Origin of the sequence: Pirellula sp. SH-Sr6A (assembly GCF_001610875.1) — a bacterium.
Lineage (GTDB): Bacteria > Planctomycetota > Planctomycetia > Pirellulales > Pirellulaceae > JBKCUI01.
Window position 1 is genome coordinate 399,985 of sequence record NZ_CP011272.1, and the last position, 19,794, is coordinate 419,778.

Genomic DNA, 19,794 nt, shown 5'->3' on the forward strand with positions numbered 1-19,794 from the left:
TCAGGAAGCAGCTCGATGAAACGAGTTCTCTCGCGATCGGCGATACGCGCCGTTTGCTTTTCCGCCGCGGTTGCTTGGACCACTTTCCACTGGTTGACTCCGGTTCTCGCGCAGTCGGAGGCTCACCATTGGAAGTCTCAGAAGCTTTCGCCGCTTTTCTACTCGGAGGGGGGAAACGCAGCCGATCTCGATGGCGATGGGCATCTCGATATTATCGCCGGTCCCAAGCTTTACTTCGGGCCAGCGTTTGACGAGGAAGTGTCCCTCACGGACGCAAAACCCTTTTCGATCATCGGCTATTCCAAGTACTTCTTTGGGTACGACTATGACGTCGATCGAGATGGGTTGACCGATGTCATCATCATTGGCTTTCCTGGTGAAGCTGCCCATTGGTACAAGAATCCAGGCAAAGAAAAAGCCCGAGACGGAATGTGGGCCCAGCACACGATTTTGGAGACGGTTGACAACGAATCTCCGACCTTTACTGATGTTACCGGAGATGGCAAACCGGAGTTAGTATGCTGTCACGGCGGTAATTTCGGATACGCCGAGATGTCCGCGAAGCCAACCGATCCATGGACGTTCCGACCAGTGAGCGAGGGTGGTAAGCATCAACGCTTCACCCACGGATTAGGAGTCGGCGATGTCAATGACGATGGTCGTCTGGATATCCTGTCCAAAGACGGATGGTGGGAACAACCCGCTGCACCGAACACGGGAGCTTGGACGTTCCATCCCGTCCCCTTTTCCGGCCCTGGTGGGGCTCAGATGTATGCCGTCGATTTAGATGGCGATGGCAAGAACGAAGTTGTCACCTCGCTTGCGGCCCATGGTTACGGGTTGGCAGTTTACAAAAAGAAGGATCCGAAGTCCGCGGAGGTTTGGGACAAGATCGACGTCATGACCGAGAAAGCAGAGACATCACCCACTGGATTGGCGATCTCGCAATTGCATGCGGTCGACATCGCAGACATGGACCGGGATGGCCGGCCGGATATTGTCACGGGCAAGCGATTTTGGGCGCACAACGGCAGCGATCGAGGCGAAAACGAGCCACCGCTGCTCGTGTGGTTCAAGCCCACTGTTGGTCCTGGCGGATTGCGATTCCAGCCCAACATTATCGACGCCGATTCCGGAGTGGGAACACAAATCGTTGCAAAGGACGTCAACAAAGATGGGCGGATGGACATCGTCTCGGTGAGCAAGCGAGGCATCCATGTCGTGACCCAAGTGGCCGGTATCGAACCGACGGAGAAACCGACTCCGGTTGCAGACCAAGCCATCGCGGTCGCGGATGTTCTGGGAGGATTTCGTCCTGGATGGGGCAAAGAACAGGTGATGAATGTCGACTTCGAAAAGGGAGACTTGCGCGATTGGACGGCGACCGGTGCGGCGTTCTTCAATCAACCCATTCAGGGGGACGCGGTAGCCAGACGTCGTAACGACATGAAGAGCGACCATCAAGGCGAGTACTGGATTGGTTCGTTTGAAGTGACAGGCGACGTTGCCTTTGGGACGTTAACCAGCAAGCCGTTCCGATTGACCCATCCCTGGATTTCGTTCTTGCTCGGGGGAGGCGGTTCTCAAGAAACCCGCTTCGAATTGGTCGATGCAGAGAATCAAAAAGTCATCGTTCAATCGGTGGGAGTGAACGCGGAAGCGATGAAGCGTGCGGTTCTCTCGGTAAAAGACTCCGTTGGAAAGACGGTGCAGATCCGATTGATCGATAACAGCAAGGATGGTTGGGGGCATATCAACTTCGACGATTTCCGGATGCATGCCGAAGAGCCCAAGGTCGCCAATGCACAACGATTGCCAGTAATCGACAAGTTGGCTCACACGTCCCTACCGCCCGATCAAGTCGCTTCGGCGATGTCATTGCCGGAAGGATTCTCGGTGCAAGTCATCGCATCGGAACCCGATGTCCGTCAGCCTATTGCGATGACGATCGACGCGAAGGGTAGAGTTTGGATCGCGGAGGCTTATCAGTACCCGAACCGAGCGAAGGGTGACGAAGGAAAAGATCGCGTTTTGATCTTCGAAGACACCAACGGCGACGGGATACTCGACAAGAACAAAGTCTTTGCCGACAAGCTCAATTTGGTGAGCGGAATCGAAGTCGGATTTGGTGGGCTTTGGGTTGGAGCAGCTCCCTATCTCCTATTCATTCCGGATGCGAATGGAGATGACATTCCTGATGGCCCCGCGGTCAAGAAGTTGGAAGGCTGGGGGTACCAGGACACCCACGAAACATTGAACAGTTTCATTTGGGGACCTGACGGATGGCTTTACGGATGCCATGGCGTTTTCACCCATTCCGATGTCCGCGTTGTCAAAAAGACGACCGAGGAAACTCAAGCGGGACCTGGGACCAAAATCAATGCTGGGATTTGGCGATATCATCCTCAGACCGAGCGATTTGAAGTCTTCGCTCACGGGACTAGTAATCCATGGGGCGTCGATTTCAACGACCGAGGCGATGCGTTTCTAACGGCGTGCGTCATTCCTCACCTCTACCACATTATCCCGCAGGCGAGATACCAGCGCCAAGCTGGGCAGCATTTCAACCCTTTCACTTACGCGGACATTCAGACCATCGCGCTCCATCGGCATTGGATCGGCGATACACCTCACTCGGGGAATAATCGGAGCGATAGCGCCGGGGGTGGACATGCCCACAGCGGAGCTATGTTTTATCTCGGAGGAAGCTGGCCAGAGCAGTATCGCGATCAGTTGTTCATGAACAACATTCACGGTGCCCGATTGAACCAGGACAAGATCTCCAAGCGAGGAAGTGGTTACGTTGGCAACCGCGCGCCAGACTTTCTGTTTGCAAACGACCAGAGCAGTCAGATTTTGTATTTCCGTTCAGGACCGGATGGCCAAGTGATCGCGATCGATTGGTACGATGCGCAACAATGCCACGTCACCGACCCTGCCAAGCACGATCAAAGCAACGGCCGTGTTTATCGCATCGCCTACAACAATGCAAAGCCGGTCATGGTCAATTTGGAGACGGCGAGCGACGAAGAACTGGTCGCGCATCAACTCCATTCCAACGATTGGTACGTTCGCACCGCTCGCCGGATTCTGATGGAGCGATCCCATCACAAAAAGCTTGCTGCGGGAACCATCGGTTCGATTCGAAGCCAACTTTCACACCCTGAGGCGAGGATTCGACTACGAGCGCTGTGGGCGTTGGCCGCATGTCGTGCCGTCGAACATCGCGATATCGAAAAACTTTTGAGCGATTCCGACGAGCATGTCCGTAGCTGGGGGATTCGCATGTTGACGCAACCCGAATCCTTCGTCGATTCGAAAAACGCGGCCCCAATGGAGCATGGGTCTGCATTAGTGGCATTGGCCAAGAATGATCCTTCGCCTGTTGTTCGGCTGGAGTTGGCCGCGGCCTGCCAAAAGTGGCCAGTGGGCCTTTCGGCACCATTGGTTGAAGAATTGGTGAAGCATGGCGAAGATCGTGACGACCACAATCTCCCGTTGATGGTTTGGTATGCGGTTTCGCGGCAGATCGAAGCGGCACCTAGTGTCGGTGCAAAGCTCGCGTCCGCGAGTTCCCTCTCCTTGGTGCAAGAGTTCGCCATGCGGCAAGTTGCACAGACTTATGTTGCAGCATCGAATCCGGAAGTGGAAGCGGCCCTGGTTCAATTACTTCAAGGCGTCCTCGCCCAAAAGGATCCGTCGCGGGCTTCGCGACTCCTTGACGCAGTTTTGGTAGGGCTCGAGAGCAAACGGACCGTGGGGGCCCCGAAGGGTTGGAGTGATCTGTCCTCGAAGTTCCTGTTGCACGCCGATGCGTCGGTTCGTCAGCGTGGTGCGCAGTTGGCCAGCAAACTCAATGATACGGCCGCGCTGGAGATGCTGCGACGAGTCGTTGGGGATTCGAAAGCGCAAGATGCAGATCGCATTGCAGCACTGAACGTGCTCAAGCAGGTCAAGGCCGAGGGAGCCTCGCAGTTGGCGTTTGCACTGCTCGAGAAGTCCAGCCTCCGAGCGGCAGCCCTTTCAGCGATCGCCGATACGCTCGATGCCGAAGGCGCCAATCAAGTTCTCCGAACGGCCATCCAGTGGCCCGAACTGACCGATCGTCGCGCTGCTTGGTATGCGATGCTTCGTCGGACTGCAACTGCGGAAGTTCTCTTGACGGCGCTGGAGAAAAAGCAGCTTCCCGCGGGTGAGCTGTCTGCAGACATGGTTCAGCAGATCCAGAGACTCGAGTCCGAACCGCTCAATGAAATGATCGTTCGAGTTTGGGGGGACGTACGAAGTCTGGACGCGGACAAGCAGAAAGCCGTTGCGAAGATTAGGGCATTGGTCGAGACCACGAATGACCAAGTGGATTTGAGCCGGGGCAAAGCGGTTTTTGCAAAAGTTTGCGGCCAGTGCCATATTCTATTCGGCGAGGGCGGAAAGATCGGTCCTGAGCTAACGGGTTCCAATCGTCGCGACCTCAATTACTTACTCGAAAACATTATGGACCCTAGTGCGGTCATGGCGAAGGAATATCAGCCATGGATCGTTCAGACGATCGACGATCAGGTCGTCACGGGCCTCCTGAAGCAGAGCAACGCAAACTCCCTCAAATTACAAACCGCGACCGATGAAGTTGTCATTTACAACGATGACATCGCACAGAAGAAGCAAAGCAAGACATCGATGATGCCAAGCGATTTGCTGACTCCCCTTTCGGAGGTCGAAATCCAATCGTTGATCGCTTATCTCCGATCCGAAAGAAAGTAGGTGAAAGGCATGCGAAGCATCATCGCCGTCGTATTGGTCGCTTGTGCGGTTACCGGTAGCGCGTTGGGACAAGGGCTTCGCATTGCGACATTCGATGTCGACGCGACGCCTCCTCTCGGAACCCCTATGGCGTATGACCCGGTGAAACGGGTTGACGAGTTGACGCTCCGCTGCCGCGGCATCGCTATCCTGGGCGCTGAAAAACCGATTGTTCTGTGCGCGGTGGATTGGATTGGAATCGCGAACGAGGGGCATGACGCATTCCGTGATTCATTGGCCAAAGCCGCGAATACGACTCGCGATCGCGTTGCGGTGCATGCGTTGCACCAACACGACGCGCCCGGCTGCGACTTTACGGCAGAACGAATTGTCCACGATCTCCAGATTGAGGGGTATTCGAGATTCGAGGGCGATTTTCATCGGGACGTCATCGAGCGGGCATCGAAGGCGTTATCGATCGGAATCGCGCAAGCGCAAGAGGTTACCCATTACGGTTATGGCGAATCGGAGGTCCGCGAGGTAGCTTCGAATCGTCGAGTCGAGGTGAATGACGATGGAAAAGTCGGGCGAATGCGAGGAAGCAGCTGCAAAATCCCCGAGTTGATTCGCTTGCCCGAAGGAACGATCGATCCCATTGTCTCGGTTTTGGCGTTTTGGAATGAAGACAAACCGATTGCGGTCCTTAGTTCGTATGCTTGCCATCCTCAGAGCTACTATCGGCTGGGTATTCCAAGCCCTGACTTTCCAGGGATTGCCAGATTTATGCGAGGTCAGGACGTCAACGCAGCCTTGCACGTTCATTTCAATGGCGCAGGGGGAAACATTGCTGCAGGAAAATACAATGACGGCTCACATCCAAATCGAATGATTTTGGCCCATCGATTGGCCGCTGGTATGAAGGAGGCATATGAGAACGCGAAGCGAATCGCTGTGGACGGACTGGAGATTCGGTTCGAGACGACTCCGGTTCACCTGCCCGCCGCTCCCCATCTGGACGAGAAGGACCTAATCGCCAAACTCAAATCGATTCCTGCACGCGGTTATATCTCGCTCGCCGATCAACTAGCATGGCTGGAACGAGTCAAGAAAGAACATGCAATCGATATTGGTTGTTTGCATGTGGGGGATGTTCGCATGCTCACCATGCCGGGAGAGCTATTCGTCGAATATCAATTGAAAGCCAAAACAATGCGTCCCGATCTTCACGTCATGATGGCAGCCTATGGAGACTACGGTCCCGGATACATTGGAACCGCCAAGGCGTATGAAGAGGGGGGATACGAAGTCGCTCCCACCTCTTCGAGCGTTTCAGCCGAAGCAGAACCGATCTTGATCGGAGCGATGGAAAATCTGCTCTCCGGAAAAAGCAAGTGAGCGAGAGCAGGATGAAAGGCCGCAAACAAATTTTGGTTGTGGAAGATGAGAAGCATATCGGCACTTTGGTCAAGTACAACTTGGAGGCCGAAGGCTATCGGGTAACTCTCGTCGAAGACGGTCCCACGGCATTGAAGCTGCTTCGCGCGGACCCTTATGCGTTTGATTTGATCATCCTCGATCTCATGTTGCCAGGGATGAGCGGATATGCAGTATGCGAAACATTGCGAAACGAGAAGGTGATGGTCCCCGTTTTGATTCTGAGCGCTCGAAGCTTGTCCGAAGATCGCACGCGTGGATTCGATTGCGGAGCTAATCAGTATCTCACCAAACCGTTCGATCTGGACGAGCTTCTGGCACGGGCCAAGAATCTAATGCGTCTTTATCCGCAGCAATCGACCAAGCCGATGGAGACGGCGGGAACGAAACTCAACGCCATCCGATTCGGAAGAGCGACCATTAACTTCGACACATATGAAGTCGTCGTGGATGATAAAGATGTCAAGATGACGCATAAGGAGTTACAGCTGTTACGGTACTTTGCTGAAAACGAAGGACGCGTTATCAGTCGCCAAGAGCTGTTGGCAGAAGTTTGGGATATGAGCGGCGACATGCAGACCCGCAGCGTCGATCAATTCATGCTCCGTTTACGGAGAATTTTCGAGCTCGATCCGGCCAAGCCGAAGCATTTCCTAACCGTTCGGGACGCGGGCTATCGATTTGTTTCCGATACGCCTCAGTCTCCGGATATATCTCCTCCGATCGATGAACTGGATGTGACGCCGAATCCCTGATCTTTTGTTTTGAGTTGCCCTCTTATCGACGTCTTCCCTATGGTCCATCTAAAAGCTGCTGAACGCATAGAGTGGCTGAGCGATCAAATCCGCCAGCACGATTACTACTATTACGTTCTCGCGGCACCGACCATTACGGACCTGGAGTACGACCGACTCCTTCGCGAACTGCAGGAGTTGGAGGCCCTCTATCCAGAGATGGCCAGTCCCGACAGCCCGACCAAACGATTGGGAGACCGTCCCGTCGATGGCTTGATGCAGGTCGCACATCGAATACCGATGCTCTCCATTGAGAACACCTACACCGAACAAGAGCTTCGTGACTTTTTTCAAAGGACCGAAAAGCTTCTACCTGACGAACGAATCGAATGGGTCGTAGAGCTCAAGGTGGATGGCGTCGCGGCATCGATACGGTACGACAAGGGACTCCTCACCCAAGCCGTCACGCGAGGAAACGGCGAAGTCGGGGACGATATCACGCACAACATTAGAACCATTCGTGGCCTGCCCCAACGTCTCGTCGGAGAGTCCATCCCGGAATGGTTGGAGGTGCGGGGCGAAGTCTACATGCGCAACTCCGATCTGGTCGCACTCAATGAAGAGAGAGTCAAAGCGGGCGAACCGGAGTTCAAAAATCCTCGCAACGTGACCGCTGGGTCGATTCGGCTCTTGGATCCCAAACTTTGCGCTCAGCGGAAGCTGCGATTCCTTTGTCATGGTATCGGCTATTGCGACGGTATCCAGGAGCAGGAACACATGGCGTTTTTGGAGCGAGTCCGCTTGATGGGAATTCCCATCACTCCAGGCGTGAAGGTTTTTACAGACAAAGACGAGCTGATCCAACATTGCAACAGCATTGTCGAAACGCTGCATGAACTCGACTTCGAGGTCGACGGGATCGTCATCAAAGTGAATTCGCTTGAACAACGCGAAACACTTGGAGCTACGAGCAAATCGCCTCGATGGGTGATCGCTTACAAAATTGAGAAGTACGAAGCTGTTACAAGGTTGCTAGAGATCAGAACCCAGATCGGAAAAACAGGGACGATTACGCCTGTCGCCGAATTGGAACCGGTACAACTGGCAGGCACCACCGTCGCGCGTGCGTCCCTCCACAATGCGGAAGAGATCGAGAGAAAAGACGTTCGGGTTGGCGATTGGGTCGTCGTCGAAAAGGCTGGCAAGATCATCCCTCACATCGTGAGAGTCGAACGTCATCGTCGTGAGCATGAGCTACCTCTGTTTCAATTTCCAACCCACTGTCCTGAGTGCGGGTCGGTTCTTCAAAAGGATCCTGCCGGGGTCTATATCCGTTGCGTCTCGAAACAATGCCCGGCGCAGTGGCGTCAACGATTGCGATACTTTGCGAGCCGGGATTGCATGGACATTGAAGGCTTGGGGGAGAAGCTGGTCAACCAATTGGTCGACACCGGATTGGTGCTCAGTCTCGGTGACCTGTATCGACTGAAGCTCGATGATCTTCTCCAACTAGAGCGAATGGGCAAGAAATCGGCTGAGAGTTTGCTAGCGGGAATCGCAACAAGCAAGACGCGAGGGCTCAGTCGCGTCCTGAATGCAATTTCTATTCGGCATGTCGGACAACGAGTCGCGCAAGTCCTCGCTAGACGTTTTGGCACGATCGATGCCCTCATCGCAGCGGAATTGACCACCATCTCCTCCACACCCGAAATCGGCCCGATCATCGCTGCGAGTGTTTATGAGTTTCTACGTAGCCCAGAAGGAACCGAGCTCATCGATCAACTACGCGAAGCTGGCGTCTCATTGGCAACCACGGAGGAGGACACCATTGACGCGTCTGGTCTACTCGCCGACAAAACGATCGTCGTAACGGGTACACTGAGCCGCTTTTCAAGAGACGAGATCGAACGTCGGATCATCAAGCTCGGTGGCAAAGCTGCGAGCAGTGTTTCCAAAAAAACCCATTTCGTCGTCGCTGGGGAAGCTGCGGGCAGCAAGCTTGAAAAGGCTCAGTCGCTCGGCATTCCTGTTTTGACTGAGACGGAATTTATCGAACAATTCCTGAGCGATTCCCCTTCCTAACCTCTCACGCTGGATGGTCGGTACCATGGTAATCCGTTCTGTGTTCCTTTTTTCACGATCGATACGTGCTGTATACCAAGCGATTTTAGGTGCAGCCGTTTGTTTTTCCTTTGCCCCTCGAATGGCGGAAGCGTTCGTCAGCGAAGCGAATGCAAAGAAGCCGAACGTTCTCTTTATCTTGACAGACGACCAAGGGTACGGGGATGTATCGGCTCATGGCAACCCTTTGCTGAAAACGCCGAATATGGATCGATTGCACGACGCCAGCTGTCGCTTCACACGGATGATGGTCGCACCCACGTGCGCGCCCACGAGATCGCAGCTGATGACGGGCCGTCATGAGTTCTTCAATGGAATCACCCACACCATTTTGGAGCGAGAACGATTGCGCCTGGACGCTGAGACGCTCCCGCAAGTCCTTCGGTCCGCGGGGTACCAGACGGGAATATTTGGAAAATGGCACTTGGGGGACGAATCCGATTATCAACCGGGCAATCGGGGATTTGAGGAGGTGTTCATCCACGGCGCTGGGGGAATCGGCCAGTCTTACCCGGGGAGCTGCGGAGACGCACCGGGTAATCAGTACTTCGATCCTTGGATTCTCCACAACGGCAAGTTTGAAAAGACCAAGGGTTACTGCACCGATGTCTTCTTTCAGCAAGCGAGACAGTGGATCAATGAACGCTCCGCCCAAGAGAAGCCATGGTTTGCGTGGATCGCTACCAATGCCCCCCACGCCCCCTACATCGCGAGGCCTGAGGATCGAGCCCTTTATGAAGGGAAGGGTCTCAGCGAGAAAGAAGCTAACTTCTTCGGAATGGTCCATAACATCGACGTCAACATTGGCAAAACGTTGGATATGCTGCGGTCTCTCGCGATCGATCAGGAAACGTTGGTCGTGTTCATGAATGACAATGGAGGCACCGAGGGGGGAAAGACCTTCAACTCGGGAATGCGAGGCCTCAAGGGGACTGCATGGGTCGGTGGAACACGAGCGCTCAGCTACTGGTCGATGCCAGGCAAGATTGAACCGGGGGACTGCGACGTGCTGGCGGGCGGAATCGACGTCGCGACGACGATGCTCGACTTCTTAGAAATACCTTCGAGCCAAAAGTTTTCCGAGCAGGTTCAAGGCAGATCGCTTCGAAGATTCTTGGAAGCTTCTGAGAAGCGAGTGTCAGCAGAATGGACCGATCGGACCTTGGTCGCCCATGTGGGACGGTGGGAAAAGGGAGCGTCACCCGATTCATGCCAATACCGAAATGCGTCGATCCGCAACGATCGTTACGGGTTGGTCAGCGTTGCGGGTGGGACGAAACCAGTATGGCAGCTCTTCGATCTTCGGGAAGACCCCGCGCAGAAGACGAATATCGCTAGCCAACATCCTGAGATCGTTGAGTCCCTTTCGAAGGCTTTCGATCGATGGTGGTCTGAAGCGCGTCCAAATATGGTAAACGAAGATGTGCCACTCGCACCGGTGAATCCATTCAAAGTCCTATTCGAGGCTCAAGTCGGGACCGCCCCATCGCGGTAACGGAGTAGACCAGGCTGCACATCGAGCTCGAGACCATCGAAATCGTTCTGATCGATACGTTCCCAAGCCAGAGCTCCCATCACTGCATTGTCGGTGCAGAGCTCCTTCTGCGCAACGATCAGTTCAATACCTCGCGAGGCACAGGCGGTTTCGAGCTGGGTTCGAAAGCGTCGGTTGGCGGCGACTCCTCCTCCCACGCAAAGGCGTCGTAGTTGGGTCCGCTCCATCGCTTGCAGGCTCTTGCCTACCAAACAGTCGATGACGGATTGCTCAAAGGATGCAGCAACATCGGCTTTCTGCGTTTCGCTTAGATCGCAGGTGCTCCAATCCTGTTTTCCCGTCCCACCGATGTGATATCGAACAGCCGTCTTCAATCCGGAAAAACTGAACTCGAGCCTTGTCGGTTGATCCAGCAATGGGCGAGGGAAAGAGATAGCGGTCGGGTCTCCGGTTTCCGCTAGCTTCGATAGCTGTGGACCACCGGGAAAGGGAAGTCCCAACATGACCGCTACTTTATCGAAGCACTCCCCCGCAGCATCGTCGATGGTGCCGCCAAGATAGTGCCATTGAGTCGCCGACTCGCAGCGATAGAGAGTTGTGTGACCTCCGCTGACGACAAACCCCACACACGGGAAAATCGAACTTTCTCGCCCTAAACCGCATGCGTAGATGTGGGCTTGAACATGATTGATCCCAACAAGTGGTTTGTTCCAGGCCAAAGCGAGTCCCTTCGCGGCGGCTAACCCGACCAGGAGCGAACCAGGTAGCCCAGGGTGCGTGGCAACAGCGATCGCTTCCAGGCTCTTTGGCTCGATTCCGGATTGCTTCATCGCGAAATCGATCACTGGCAAGATGCGTTCCAGGTGAGCCCTCGCGGCAATCTCAGGGACGACGCCGGCGAAGGCTTCATGAAGCTCCTCCTGGGTAGCGATGCACTCACCCAAGATCTTTCCGTCGCGAGTCAAAACCGCAGCGGCGGTCTCATCGCATGTCGACTCGATAGCGAGTAGGTAGCGATCGTTGGGTAGTTGTCCGAAAGCCATTTCACTTCGCTTGGTTGCAAGTCGATTCCAGGGGCGTAAACGAGATCCGCATGCCGGTGCACCTTTAGGTGGCAGTTCGTAGTTTGCTGCGCCAATACCCGTAGCCGAAGTAAATCGCGAGCCCAGCCAACAGCCATAGCACCAGCCGCAGCCAGTTCTCGCCTGGCAGGGAAAGCATCAACAACACACATAGAAAGATTCCCATTCCTGGAAACCAGGGTGAGAATGGACATCGGAAAGGTCGGGGTCGATGGGGGTCGGTGACTCGCAATACCAACACAGACCCGCACACGAGTGCGAAGGCGAACAGGGTGCCGATACTGGTCAAGTCGGCCAGGATGTTGAGGGGCAAAAGACTGGCGGCCGCCGCGACCATCAATCCCGTCAGCATGGTTGACTTGTAGGGAGTGCGGAAGGTCGGGTGAATCGCGCCAAAAAATCCATGAGGCAACAGTCCGTCGCGTGCCATCGCCAAAAAGATTCGCGGTTGTCCCATCATCATCACGAGGAGTACCGAAGTGATTCCTGCGATCGCCCCGACGGTTACGATGAATTGAGCCGATTCGAAACCGACTTGCTCAAAGGCCGTCGCGACGGGTGCGTCTTTGTCGATTTGTCTGTAGGGAACCATGCCCGTCAACACACCAGAGACGAGTACATAAAGCAGGGTACAGATCACCAGCGACCCGATAATCCCAATCGGCAAATCTCGTTTTGGGTTTTTGGCCTCCTCGGCCTGAGTCGAAACCGCATCGAAACCGAGATAGGCGAAGATCACACCAGCGGCTCCAGCGAGCATTCCTTTGTCTGACCAACCAAAGATGGGGGAGCCGAAAAATGTAACTCCGCCGTAGCCGTAGGGGGCGAAGTCGTCGGTCCAATTCGAGATCTTGACGTATCGCATACCGGCGATGATGACGAAAAGCACAACGGCAACCTTGACCACCACCATGATCCCGTTAGTGAACGCGCTTTCCTTCACACCCCGCACCAGGATGAAGGTGATGATCGCTGTAATCAACACGGCGGGCAAATCGAAGAAATAGCCAGTCGTGAAAAACGTGTCGGCAGCGACCGTAATCGAATCGCCTGTGGCCCTTATTTTGGTCACGGTTTCATCGGCCGGATTGAAATCGAAGGGTGCATCGGTAAAGCGATGGAGTGCCGAGCCAGGCCCGAACACGTTGATGCCCAATTGGTCTAATAGCTTCTGAAAGTATTTGGACCAACCATGTGCCACCGTCGAGGAAGCGACCGCATACTCGAGGATCAAATCCCATCCGATGATCCAAGCCATCAACTCCCCGAGCGTCGCGTACGCGTAGTTGTAAGCAGAGCCGGCGACCGGAGCCATGGAAGCAAACTCGGCGTAGCAAAGGGCAGCGAAAACGCATGCGAGACCCGCGACGACAAACGAAAGCATGATCGCCGGACCTGCTTGATCCGAGGCGGCCTTTCCAACCAGAACAAAGATCCCCGTTCCGATGATGGCACCCACGCCGAGGGAGGTCAAAGCGACCGGTCCCAGGGTACGTTTTAAGCTTTCTCCCCGTTCCATTTCGCTGACCATTGCGTCCAACGACTTTTTCCGAAAAAGCTGACTGTTTGACATTAGGGATCTGGCTCCAAAAGACAAATTTGATCTATCATACGGGCCCTAGGATCTTAGCAAGAACCCGAAAAGCTAGGAGTCCGCTCTTGACCGTTTTTTGGGTTTTTGCAGCCTTGCATTCTCTCCCCGGCCCGTCCTATGGCGCCTTGATGCTCGGCCTACCCACGTGATGGTCAGAGCTTGGCGTGGAATCCGTCTTAACGATGCTTTCGGAGGTATCTTTCCAGAATGAATTTGGCGTTACTGATTCTCGTGATTCTCTATCTGGTGGGCACATTGCTCATCGGAGCTTGGGCGGGCTCTCGCGTTAAAAACACCTCCGACTTCGCAGTCGCTGGGCATTCGCTCCCACTCTACATGGTGATCACGACCAGTTTTGCGACTTGGTTTGGAGCCGAGACCGTTATGGGAATCCCTGCCAAATTCACCGAAGGTGGACTGCGAGAGGTCGTCGAAGATCCCTTCGGTGCATCGATGTGTCTCGTTCTCGTCGGACTTTTTTTCGCCCAGCGTCTCTACAAGATGAATCTGCTGACGATCGGTGACTTTTATCGCAACCGCTATGGGGTCCTCATCGAGATCCTCTCTTCGATCTTGATTATTTTGAGCTATCTCGGATGGGTCGCCGCTCAGATTACTGCACTGGGATTGGTCTTCACGATCTTGTCAGGTGGAGCAATCTCCCTTCCGGTCGGCATGGTAGTTGGCACGGTGCTAGTCCTTGTTTACGTCATGATGGGTGGGATGTTGGCGGTCGCCTACACCGACTTCATCCAGATGATCGTGCTGGTGATCGGCCTTTCTTATATCGCTTGGTACTCGGCCGGTTTGGCTGGCGGAGCGGACAAGGTTTTTGCATTAGCGAGCGAAAAGGATTGGTTCCGCATCCTCCCCGAATCGAACTTCCACGCTTGGCTCTTCTTTATAGGCTCGGCGATCACCATGATGCTCGGATCGATCCCGCAGCAGGATGTTTTCCAACGCGTCATGTCGGCAAACGACGGCAAGACGGCTCGCAACGGCGCTGTCATTGGAGGGGTCTGCTATCTCCTTTTCGCGTTCGTTCCGATGTTCATTGTGACTTCATCGCTTTTGATCATGCCGGAGAAAGCCAGCGAGCTGCTCGAATCGGACTCGCAAAAGGTCCTACCAACACTCATTCTTGAGAAGATGCCGTTCTTCGCGCAAGTCCTCTTTTTTGGGGCGCTCGTCTCGGCGATCAAGTCGTGTTCATCAGCAACGTTGCTCGCTCCCTCGACGAGCTTCGTGGAAAACATCTTGCGGCACATCTATCCGAAACTGGATGACAAACACATCTTGCTCGCGATGCGTATCTCGATCTTTGTTTTCACCAGCTTGGTACTAACCTACGCGATCTTGATGCAAGGCACGTCGATTTATGAGCATGTTTCCAGCGCCTACCAGATCACCTTGGCCGGTGCCTTTGTTCCTTTGGCGTTTGGGGTATATTGGCGGCGGGCTACGACACAGGGAGCCCTCCTCGCGATTCTCTTTGGCGTCACGGCATGGGGTATCTTGACCTTCGTTCATGGTATGGAGGATGTATTCCCAAGCTCCCTAGGCGGGTTGCTCGCCAGCGTGACTGGGATGCTCGTCGGCTCTCTCATGCCTCAGTTCATGCGATCCAAGCACACGACCGAAAGGGAGTCGTACCCTGTCCACCCCGACCAAATTGGGTAAATGGGAGTCGCAATCGATCGTGGATGATTCGACGATTCGGAAGAGAAGGGATGAGGCTGACTTCCTCGGTGGAATCAGCCTCTTTTAGAAGACTGTCTCTTTTAGAAAACTGCCTTTTCTAGAAGACAGGAAAAACGGTCGAGGGCGACCGCTAGACAGGGCGATCGCCAGATACAGGGCGACCGCTTGTCCGGCGATCACTAGACGGGCGGCCATAAAAATGGGGATACGGTGCTGGCGGGTGGAGTTAGCCGCCGAGATGCCCGAGAACTTGAAGGATCCCGTTCAAGTGAGCCATGCGGGGGCCGTAGCGATCTAGAAAATCGTTGAAGGCGTATTCGCTTTCGGCCAAGTTCTCTTTTTGATCCTCGACCTCGTCAGCCAACGTCTGCAAAAAATCGATCTGAACCTGCGACAAGGATTCCAGTGCATTCTTGCAGGAACGAACCAATTTGGGATGCGAGTTACGCCATTGGGTGATCTCGGATTGCCTTTGCTGATTCGCCTGATTGCTAGCCTGAAGCACCTGTTTGTTGATCTGCAGCAGCTGTTCCAAAAGAACATTTTGACGATTCTGCATCTCGATCAATTGACGGGTCAACCCGATCAAGGCCGAACCGACATCGCTCCCCTTCGGTGCTGGTGGCGTCGCGGCGGGTGCATTGGCTGCCTCGGCCGCGGTCACATCAATGCTGAAAACGGGAGCAAAAGGGGTCGGTTCATTCGCCATGGTTCAACTCAATGGTCTCGAGAGTTCTTTAGCCAATCCCACCCAAACGGGCTGGAATTTCTGCTGATCCGAGCTCCCAGTATAGCTATCAACCCTCCGCTTCGTCGAGCATTTAGTCTCATGATTCATGAGTTTGACGATTGCGCGGACTTTGAGGATTAGTTCAGTTATTCCGAGAAGTCGGATCGGACTGTATGTGCTACTAAAGTCAGGTCGAAGGAACCATTCTACGACCCTTCGGCTCGTTGTCTCCTCGATGAACCTCCGACGAAATCGCATGGAAGTTTCCAAACCCAACGGAATGGCGCTCGGATTCCTCACCGTCCGAAAACATACAGTCCACGGTTACTTCGGTGGCCTGCTGGTGCTGAACCACTTGGCTCGACCGCTGGAATTCCACTGCACGCTTCCGGTGATGACCACCCGGGCTCAGCAGATTCTCTACGGTGCGACGTTGGACGAATTCGTGTGTGGCGAACAAATCGCCCGGGCTCTCGTCCTCAAGGCGAAAAGCGCTCCGTCTGTCCTCTTTACGGACACTCCTGCTTCGCTGTCGTTGAGGCATATTCATCCACTTCCGATTGCGGCCATCGAGGGTAGTTGGAACCGTGGATCGTCTACCTTCACCCAGCCCCACTTGGATCGATCGGACTTGCAGGTTGCCGAACTGGGGAGCTTGAAACTGCTGGTCTTGCCTGAATACCGCAAAGATCTGGAATCCTTCGACAACATCTTTCGATCGCACGAACCCAACATCGATCTGATCGAACCTTTTGGACGGATTGAAGAAGCGCTCCGTGAAGCGCATCCAGCGACTAAAGCAGCTTAATCCATGGGGACTACCGCCGATATGGACGCGAATTCCAAGGATCAGGCCAGTGTTGAGCTCTGCGAGTCTTGGTCGCTGGGTTTCGATCAAGTAGATGCCAGTACTTACATGCCCTTTGGGGCAACCATCGAGTTTGACTCGGCGGTTGAGGTAACGACCAGCGCGGCGCTGGAGGGTTTTCAAAATTGGAAATCGATCCAGGCGCTCCCCATCCAGCTCGGACAGAGTCTTCCGAAGACGATCGGATTCGCGTTCCCGGAGATGCCGAACTGGAATAAGCCTGACGAAAAGAAGGAGGCACCTAAGGAGAAGGTATCCAACGGGCCAACCAAGCCTCCCGATCAGGTATCCCAAGAACCAGGTCAACCACATAAGATCACCCGTATGCGGCCGCCTGGCGATTTGGTTCGATTGGAAGATCGCCTTTACTACGTCCTGCAGCCGCCCCTCGAAACAATCGTTCAATCGGCGAAGCTCACGTTCCCTTTCCAACCGTTCCCCTACCAAATGGAGGGAATCGCGTTCCTTTTCCCCCGCGCGGCCGCGATCCTCGCTGACGAAATGGGCTTGGGGAAAACAATGCAGGCCATCACGACCATTCGCATGCTGCTCCTTTCCAACGAGCTAAGCAATGTCTTGCTCATATGCCCCAAACCGCTGGTGACCAATTGGGTGCGCGAGTTTCGTCAATGGGCTCCCGAGATCCCCGTCGCCGTATTGGAAGGGGACTCGCATAAACGGCAATGGATCTGGAATAACCCGCAAGCGCCGGTCAAGATCGCGAACTACGAGCTGATGATGCGCGATCGCGATTTGATCGATAGCGGTTCTCTCCAATTCGATCTTGTTGTTCTCGACGAAGCCCAGCGTATCAAGAACCGAAATAGCACGACGAGCGAGATCGTGCGGTCGATTCCACGTTCTCGATCTTGGGCACTCACTGGGACACCGATCGAGAACTCCATCGAAGATCTCGTCAGCATCTTCGAGTTTCTCTCGCCCGGATATCTAAATGACGACATGCATCTCAAATCGATGGGTAAGGCAACGCGTGACTATGTGTTGCGCCGCACCAAAGACAAAGTGCTCACCGATATGCCTCCCAAGCTGTTTCGGGCAGCAGATCTTGACCTTACTCTCGAGCAACGAGCCAGCTACAAGAGCGCCGAGGAGGAAGGGATCATTCAGCTCAACGAAATGGGCGATTCGCTTACCATCCAGCATGTGTTCGAGCTCGTACTGCGGTTGAAGCAGATCTGCAACTTCGACCCTGCTACCGGTGCGTCGGCGAAGCTGGAGAGGCTCGAAGCCGACTTGGAAGAAGTCGGGGCGAGTGGACAGAAGGCGATTATCTTCAGCCAGTGGGTCGAAACGCTCGACGTGCTGGCAGAGAAGCTAGCCAAATACAATCCGCTGCAATACCACGGCCGCATTGCATCGCATAAGCGCGATGGAGTGATCGATCGATTCAAAAATGATCCTAGCTGCCAAGTCATCTTGATGAGTTATGGCGCCGGGGCGGTCGGTCTGAACTTGCAGTTCTGCCACTATGTCTTTTTATTTGATCGATGGTGGAATCCGGCAGTGGAGGATCAAGCGATCAATCGAGCGCACCGATTAGGGGTGAAGCAACCCGTTACGGTCACGCGAATGATGTCGGTCGATACCATCGAGCAACGCATTCACGATGTGCTCGAAGAAAAGCGACAATTGTTCCAGTCCCTTTTTGCCGAGACCGGTACGCCAGGAAATCTTGGATTGAGTCAAAAAGAGATATTCGGTCTTTTTGGACTCTCATTGCCAAAGCTTCAAACGAAGGCCGCCTAAATCCGTTGCCTCTCGCCTCATCGGAGGACTAGCGGGTGGCGATAAGCCCAGCCATGTAAGCGCCTTTGAAGCCCGAATCGATATTCACCACAGCGATATTGGACGCACACGCATTGAGCATACTGAGCAGTGCGGAGAGCCCTGCAAAGTTGGCGCCATAGCCAACGCTGGTTGGGACCGCGATGACGGGACAACTGACATATCCGCCGAGCACACTGGGCAACGCTCCTTCCATCCCTGCCACACACACAATCGCAGACATGGTTTGCAATTCAGGGATTTGAGCCAAGAGGCGATAGGGCCCCGCCACTCCGACATCTTGAACCAGTTTGGAAGGGACTCCCATCCAAGCCAATGTTTCGATCGCTTCTAAAGCGACAGGCTCGTCCGTCGTTCCCGCGCTGACGACAGCGACTTTCCCCACGCCGCTCTTGCACTCCAGGGCATCGGGGCTTGGCGGGGTTAACTCCCGTCCAACTCGAAACGTACCAGCTCGATGATTCCAGCGGTGCCATGGAAAAAGCTCGCTCAAGCTTCGGACCTGTTCCGGGATGACTCGTGTCACCAGCACTTCAGGAGGATTTGCGCCTCCGTGCGATTCGAGCAAACGAGTTACGGCAGTCTGAATGGCTTCGACCGATTTGCCCGCCCCATAGACGACTTCAGGAAATCCGCATCTTCGTTGACGGTCTCGATCGATCATGACGGAGCCATCGCTTGGGATCGAAGCATGGAGCACGCGTTGCCCCAACTCAAACGGGCTCAATTCGCCTCGTTCGTATTGTCGAATCCAATCGGAGATAGCTTCGGAATTGTTGTGGGATGCCATCGCACTCGTCTAAGCAAACTGGGGTTCGTAGTCGTGCGAGTTTATAAGATCGACGACGAGTCCGATAGCCTCAGCCGCTTGCTCTCGCGGCATGGAAGGAAACTCACGGTGCGAACGAAGCACTTGCTCGGGCGTGAGAGGGATGTGCATGAAACCGACTGGGCGTCGAAGCTGATGGTGGGAGTACCACAAATGACTTAGGTACATCACCGCGTTGCAGAGGTAGGTACCTGCGTGAAAGGAAATCGAACAGGGGATCCGATTTTGCAGCAATTCTCTTTTCCAAAGGTCCAAGGGAAAGTCGGTGCGAAAGGCGACTGGCCCTGCGGAGGTGATAGGCCCAAAAAACTCTCCTTGGGATTCCGTCATACCGGCCACGTTCAATGCAATCGCTTCCAGTTGGATTCGACTTGCCCCCGGCGACTGGCCCAAATGGAGCACCGCGTCGAACCCCTTCGATAAGTCCTTGAACAATCGCTCCTGCAGCGAAGCGAGATCGACGGGGTATCTGCGGGTCGTTACCCCCTCCATCGCCCCTCGACTCTCCAAGAGGCAAATCAATGCCTCCCAGCTGGAATTTTGATCCCAGCTGTCGTAGGGTTCAAAGGCGGTGAGCAGGATTCGCACTTGGGCCTCATTTTTAAAAGGAAGATTGCCTATACGTTATACCCGTTTTAGGTCAAAAAATCGTCGAGACAGCCC

At 54.5% G+C, this 19,794-nt stretch carries 13 protein-coding genes; 8 read left to right on the forward strand and 5 right to left on the reverse strand.

The window, feature by feature from the left end:
- The first annotated feature begins 15 nt into the window (after window positions 1–15).
- Genes VN12_RS01280 through VN12_RS01300 form a run of 5 tightly spaced genes read left to right on the forward strand, consistent with a single transcriptional unit; the run spans window position 16 to window position 10,521 of the window.
- Window positions 16–4,758 (forward strand): PVC-type heme-binding CxxCH protein, encoded by a 4,743-nt coding sequence (locus tag VN12_RS01280; RefSeq protein ID WP_146675131.1) that lies wholly within the window; start codon window positions 16–18, stop codon window positions 4,756–4,758.
- Between the two features lie 9 nt (window positions 4,759–4,767).
- Window positions 4,768–6,132: a hypothetical protein gene (locus tag VN12_RS01285; RefSeq protein WP_205855163.1), complete on the forward strand. Its 1,365-nt coding sequence runs from the start codon at window positions 4,768–4,770 to the stop codon at window positions 6,130–6,132.
- A gap of 11 nt (window positions 6,133–6,143) precedes the next feature.
- A complete protein-coding gene (locus VN12_RS01290) occupies window positions 6,144–6,926 on the forward strand; it encodes a response regulator transcription factor (protein WP_146675132.1) in 783 nt (260 codons plus the stop codon).
- Between the two features lie 39 nt (window positions 6,927–6,965).
- Window positions 6,966–8,987: an NAD-dependent DNA ligase LigA gene (gene ligA, locus VN12_RS01295; protein ID WP_146675133.1), complete on the forward strand. Its 2,022-nt coding sequence runs from the start codon at window positions 6,966–6,968 to the stop codon at window positions 8,985–8,987.
- 25 nt (window positions 8,988–9,012) lie between these two features.
- Complete coding sequence (locus tag VN12_RS01300) at window positions 9,013–10,521, forward strand: arylsulfatase (protein WP_168164135.1); 1,509 nt, start codon at window positions 9,013–9,015, stop codon at window positions 10,519–10,521.
- Here VN12_RS01300 and tsaD read toward each other — a convergent pair.
- Complete coding sequence (gene tsaD / locus VN12_RS01305) at window positions 10,494–11,564, reverse strand: tRNA (adenosine(37)-N6)-threonylcarbamoyltransferase complex transferase subunit TsaD (protein WP_146675135.1); 1,071 nt, start codon at window positions 11,562–11,564, stop codon at window positions 10,494–10,496. The genes VN12_RS01300 and tsaD overlap by 28 nt on opposite strands.
- A 64-nt stretch (window positions 11,565–11,628) precedes the next feature.
- A complete protein-coding gene (locus VN12_RS01310) occupies window positions 11,629–13,176 on the reverse strand; it encodes an amino acid permease (protein ID WP_146675136.1) in 1,548 nt (515 codons plus the stop codon).
- 228 nt (window positions 13,177–13,404) lie between these two features.
- Here VN12_RS01310 and VN12_RS01315 point away from each other — a divergent pair, with 228 nt between their 5' ends.
- Window positions 13,405–14,877: a sodium:solute symporter family protein gene (locus VN12_RS01315; protein ID WP_146675137.1), complete on the forward strand. Its 1,473-nt coding sequence runs from the start codon at window positions 13,405–13,407 to the stop codon at window positions 14,875–14,877.
- Between the two features lie 247 nt (window positions 14,878–15,124).
- On the opposite strand, the gene VN12_RS01320 is transcribed toward VN12_RS01315, so the two are convergent.
- Entirely contained in the window at window positions 15,125–15,607 is a 483-nt protein-coding gene (locus tag VN12_RS01320; RefSeq protein WP_146675138.1) for a hypothetical protein, read from the reverse strand.
- Window positions 15,608–15,884: 277 nt separating this feature from the next.
- Between VN12_RS01320 and VN12_RS01325 the strand changes: the two genes are divergently transcribed.
- Together VN12_RS01325 and VN12_RS01330 are read left to right on the forward strand one after the other, a co-directional pair.
- Entirely contained in the window at window positions 15,885–16,436 is a 552-nt protein-coding gene (locus VN12_RS01325; RefSeq protein WP_146675139.1) for a hypothetical protein, read from the forward strand.
- 3 nt (window positions 16,437–16,439) lie between these two features.
- Entirely contained in the window at window positions 16,440–18,263 is a 1,824-nt protein-coding gene (locus tag VN12_RS01330) for a DEAD/DEAH box helicase (RefSeq protein ID WP_146675140.1), read from the forward strand.
- A 28-nt stretch (window positions 18,264–18,291) separates the two neighbouring features.
- On the opposite strand, the gene larB is transcribed toward VN12_RS01330, so the two are convergent.
- Window positions 18,292–19,092, reverse strand: a complete 801-nt coding sequence (larB, locus tag VN12_RS01335) for a nickel pincer cofactor biosynthesis protein LarB (RefSeq protein ID WP_146675141.1) — start codon at window positions 19,090–19,092, stop codon at window positions 18,292–18,294.
- Window positions 19,093–19,101: 9 nt separating this feature from the next.
- Entirely contained in the window at window positions 19,102–19,719 is a 618-nt protein-coding gene (locus VN12_RS01340) for a pyroglutamyl-peptidase I (RefSeq protein WP_168164136.1), read from the reverse strand.
- Window positions 19,720–19,794 lie beyond the last annotated feature (75 nt).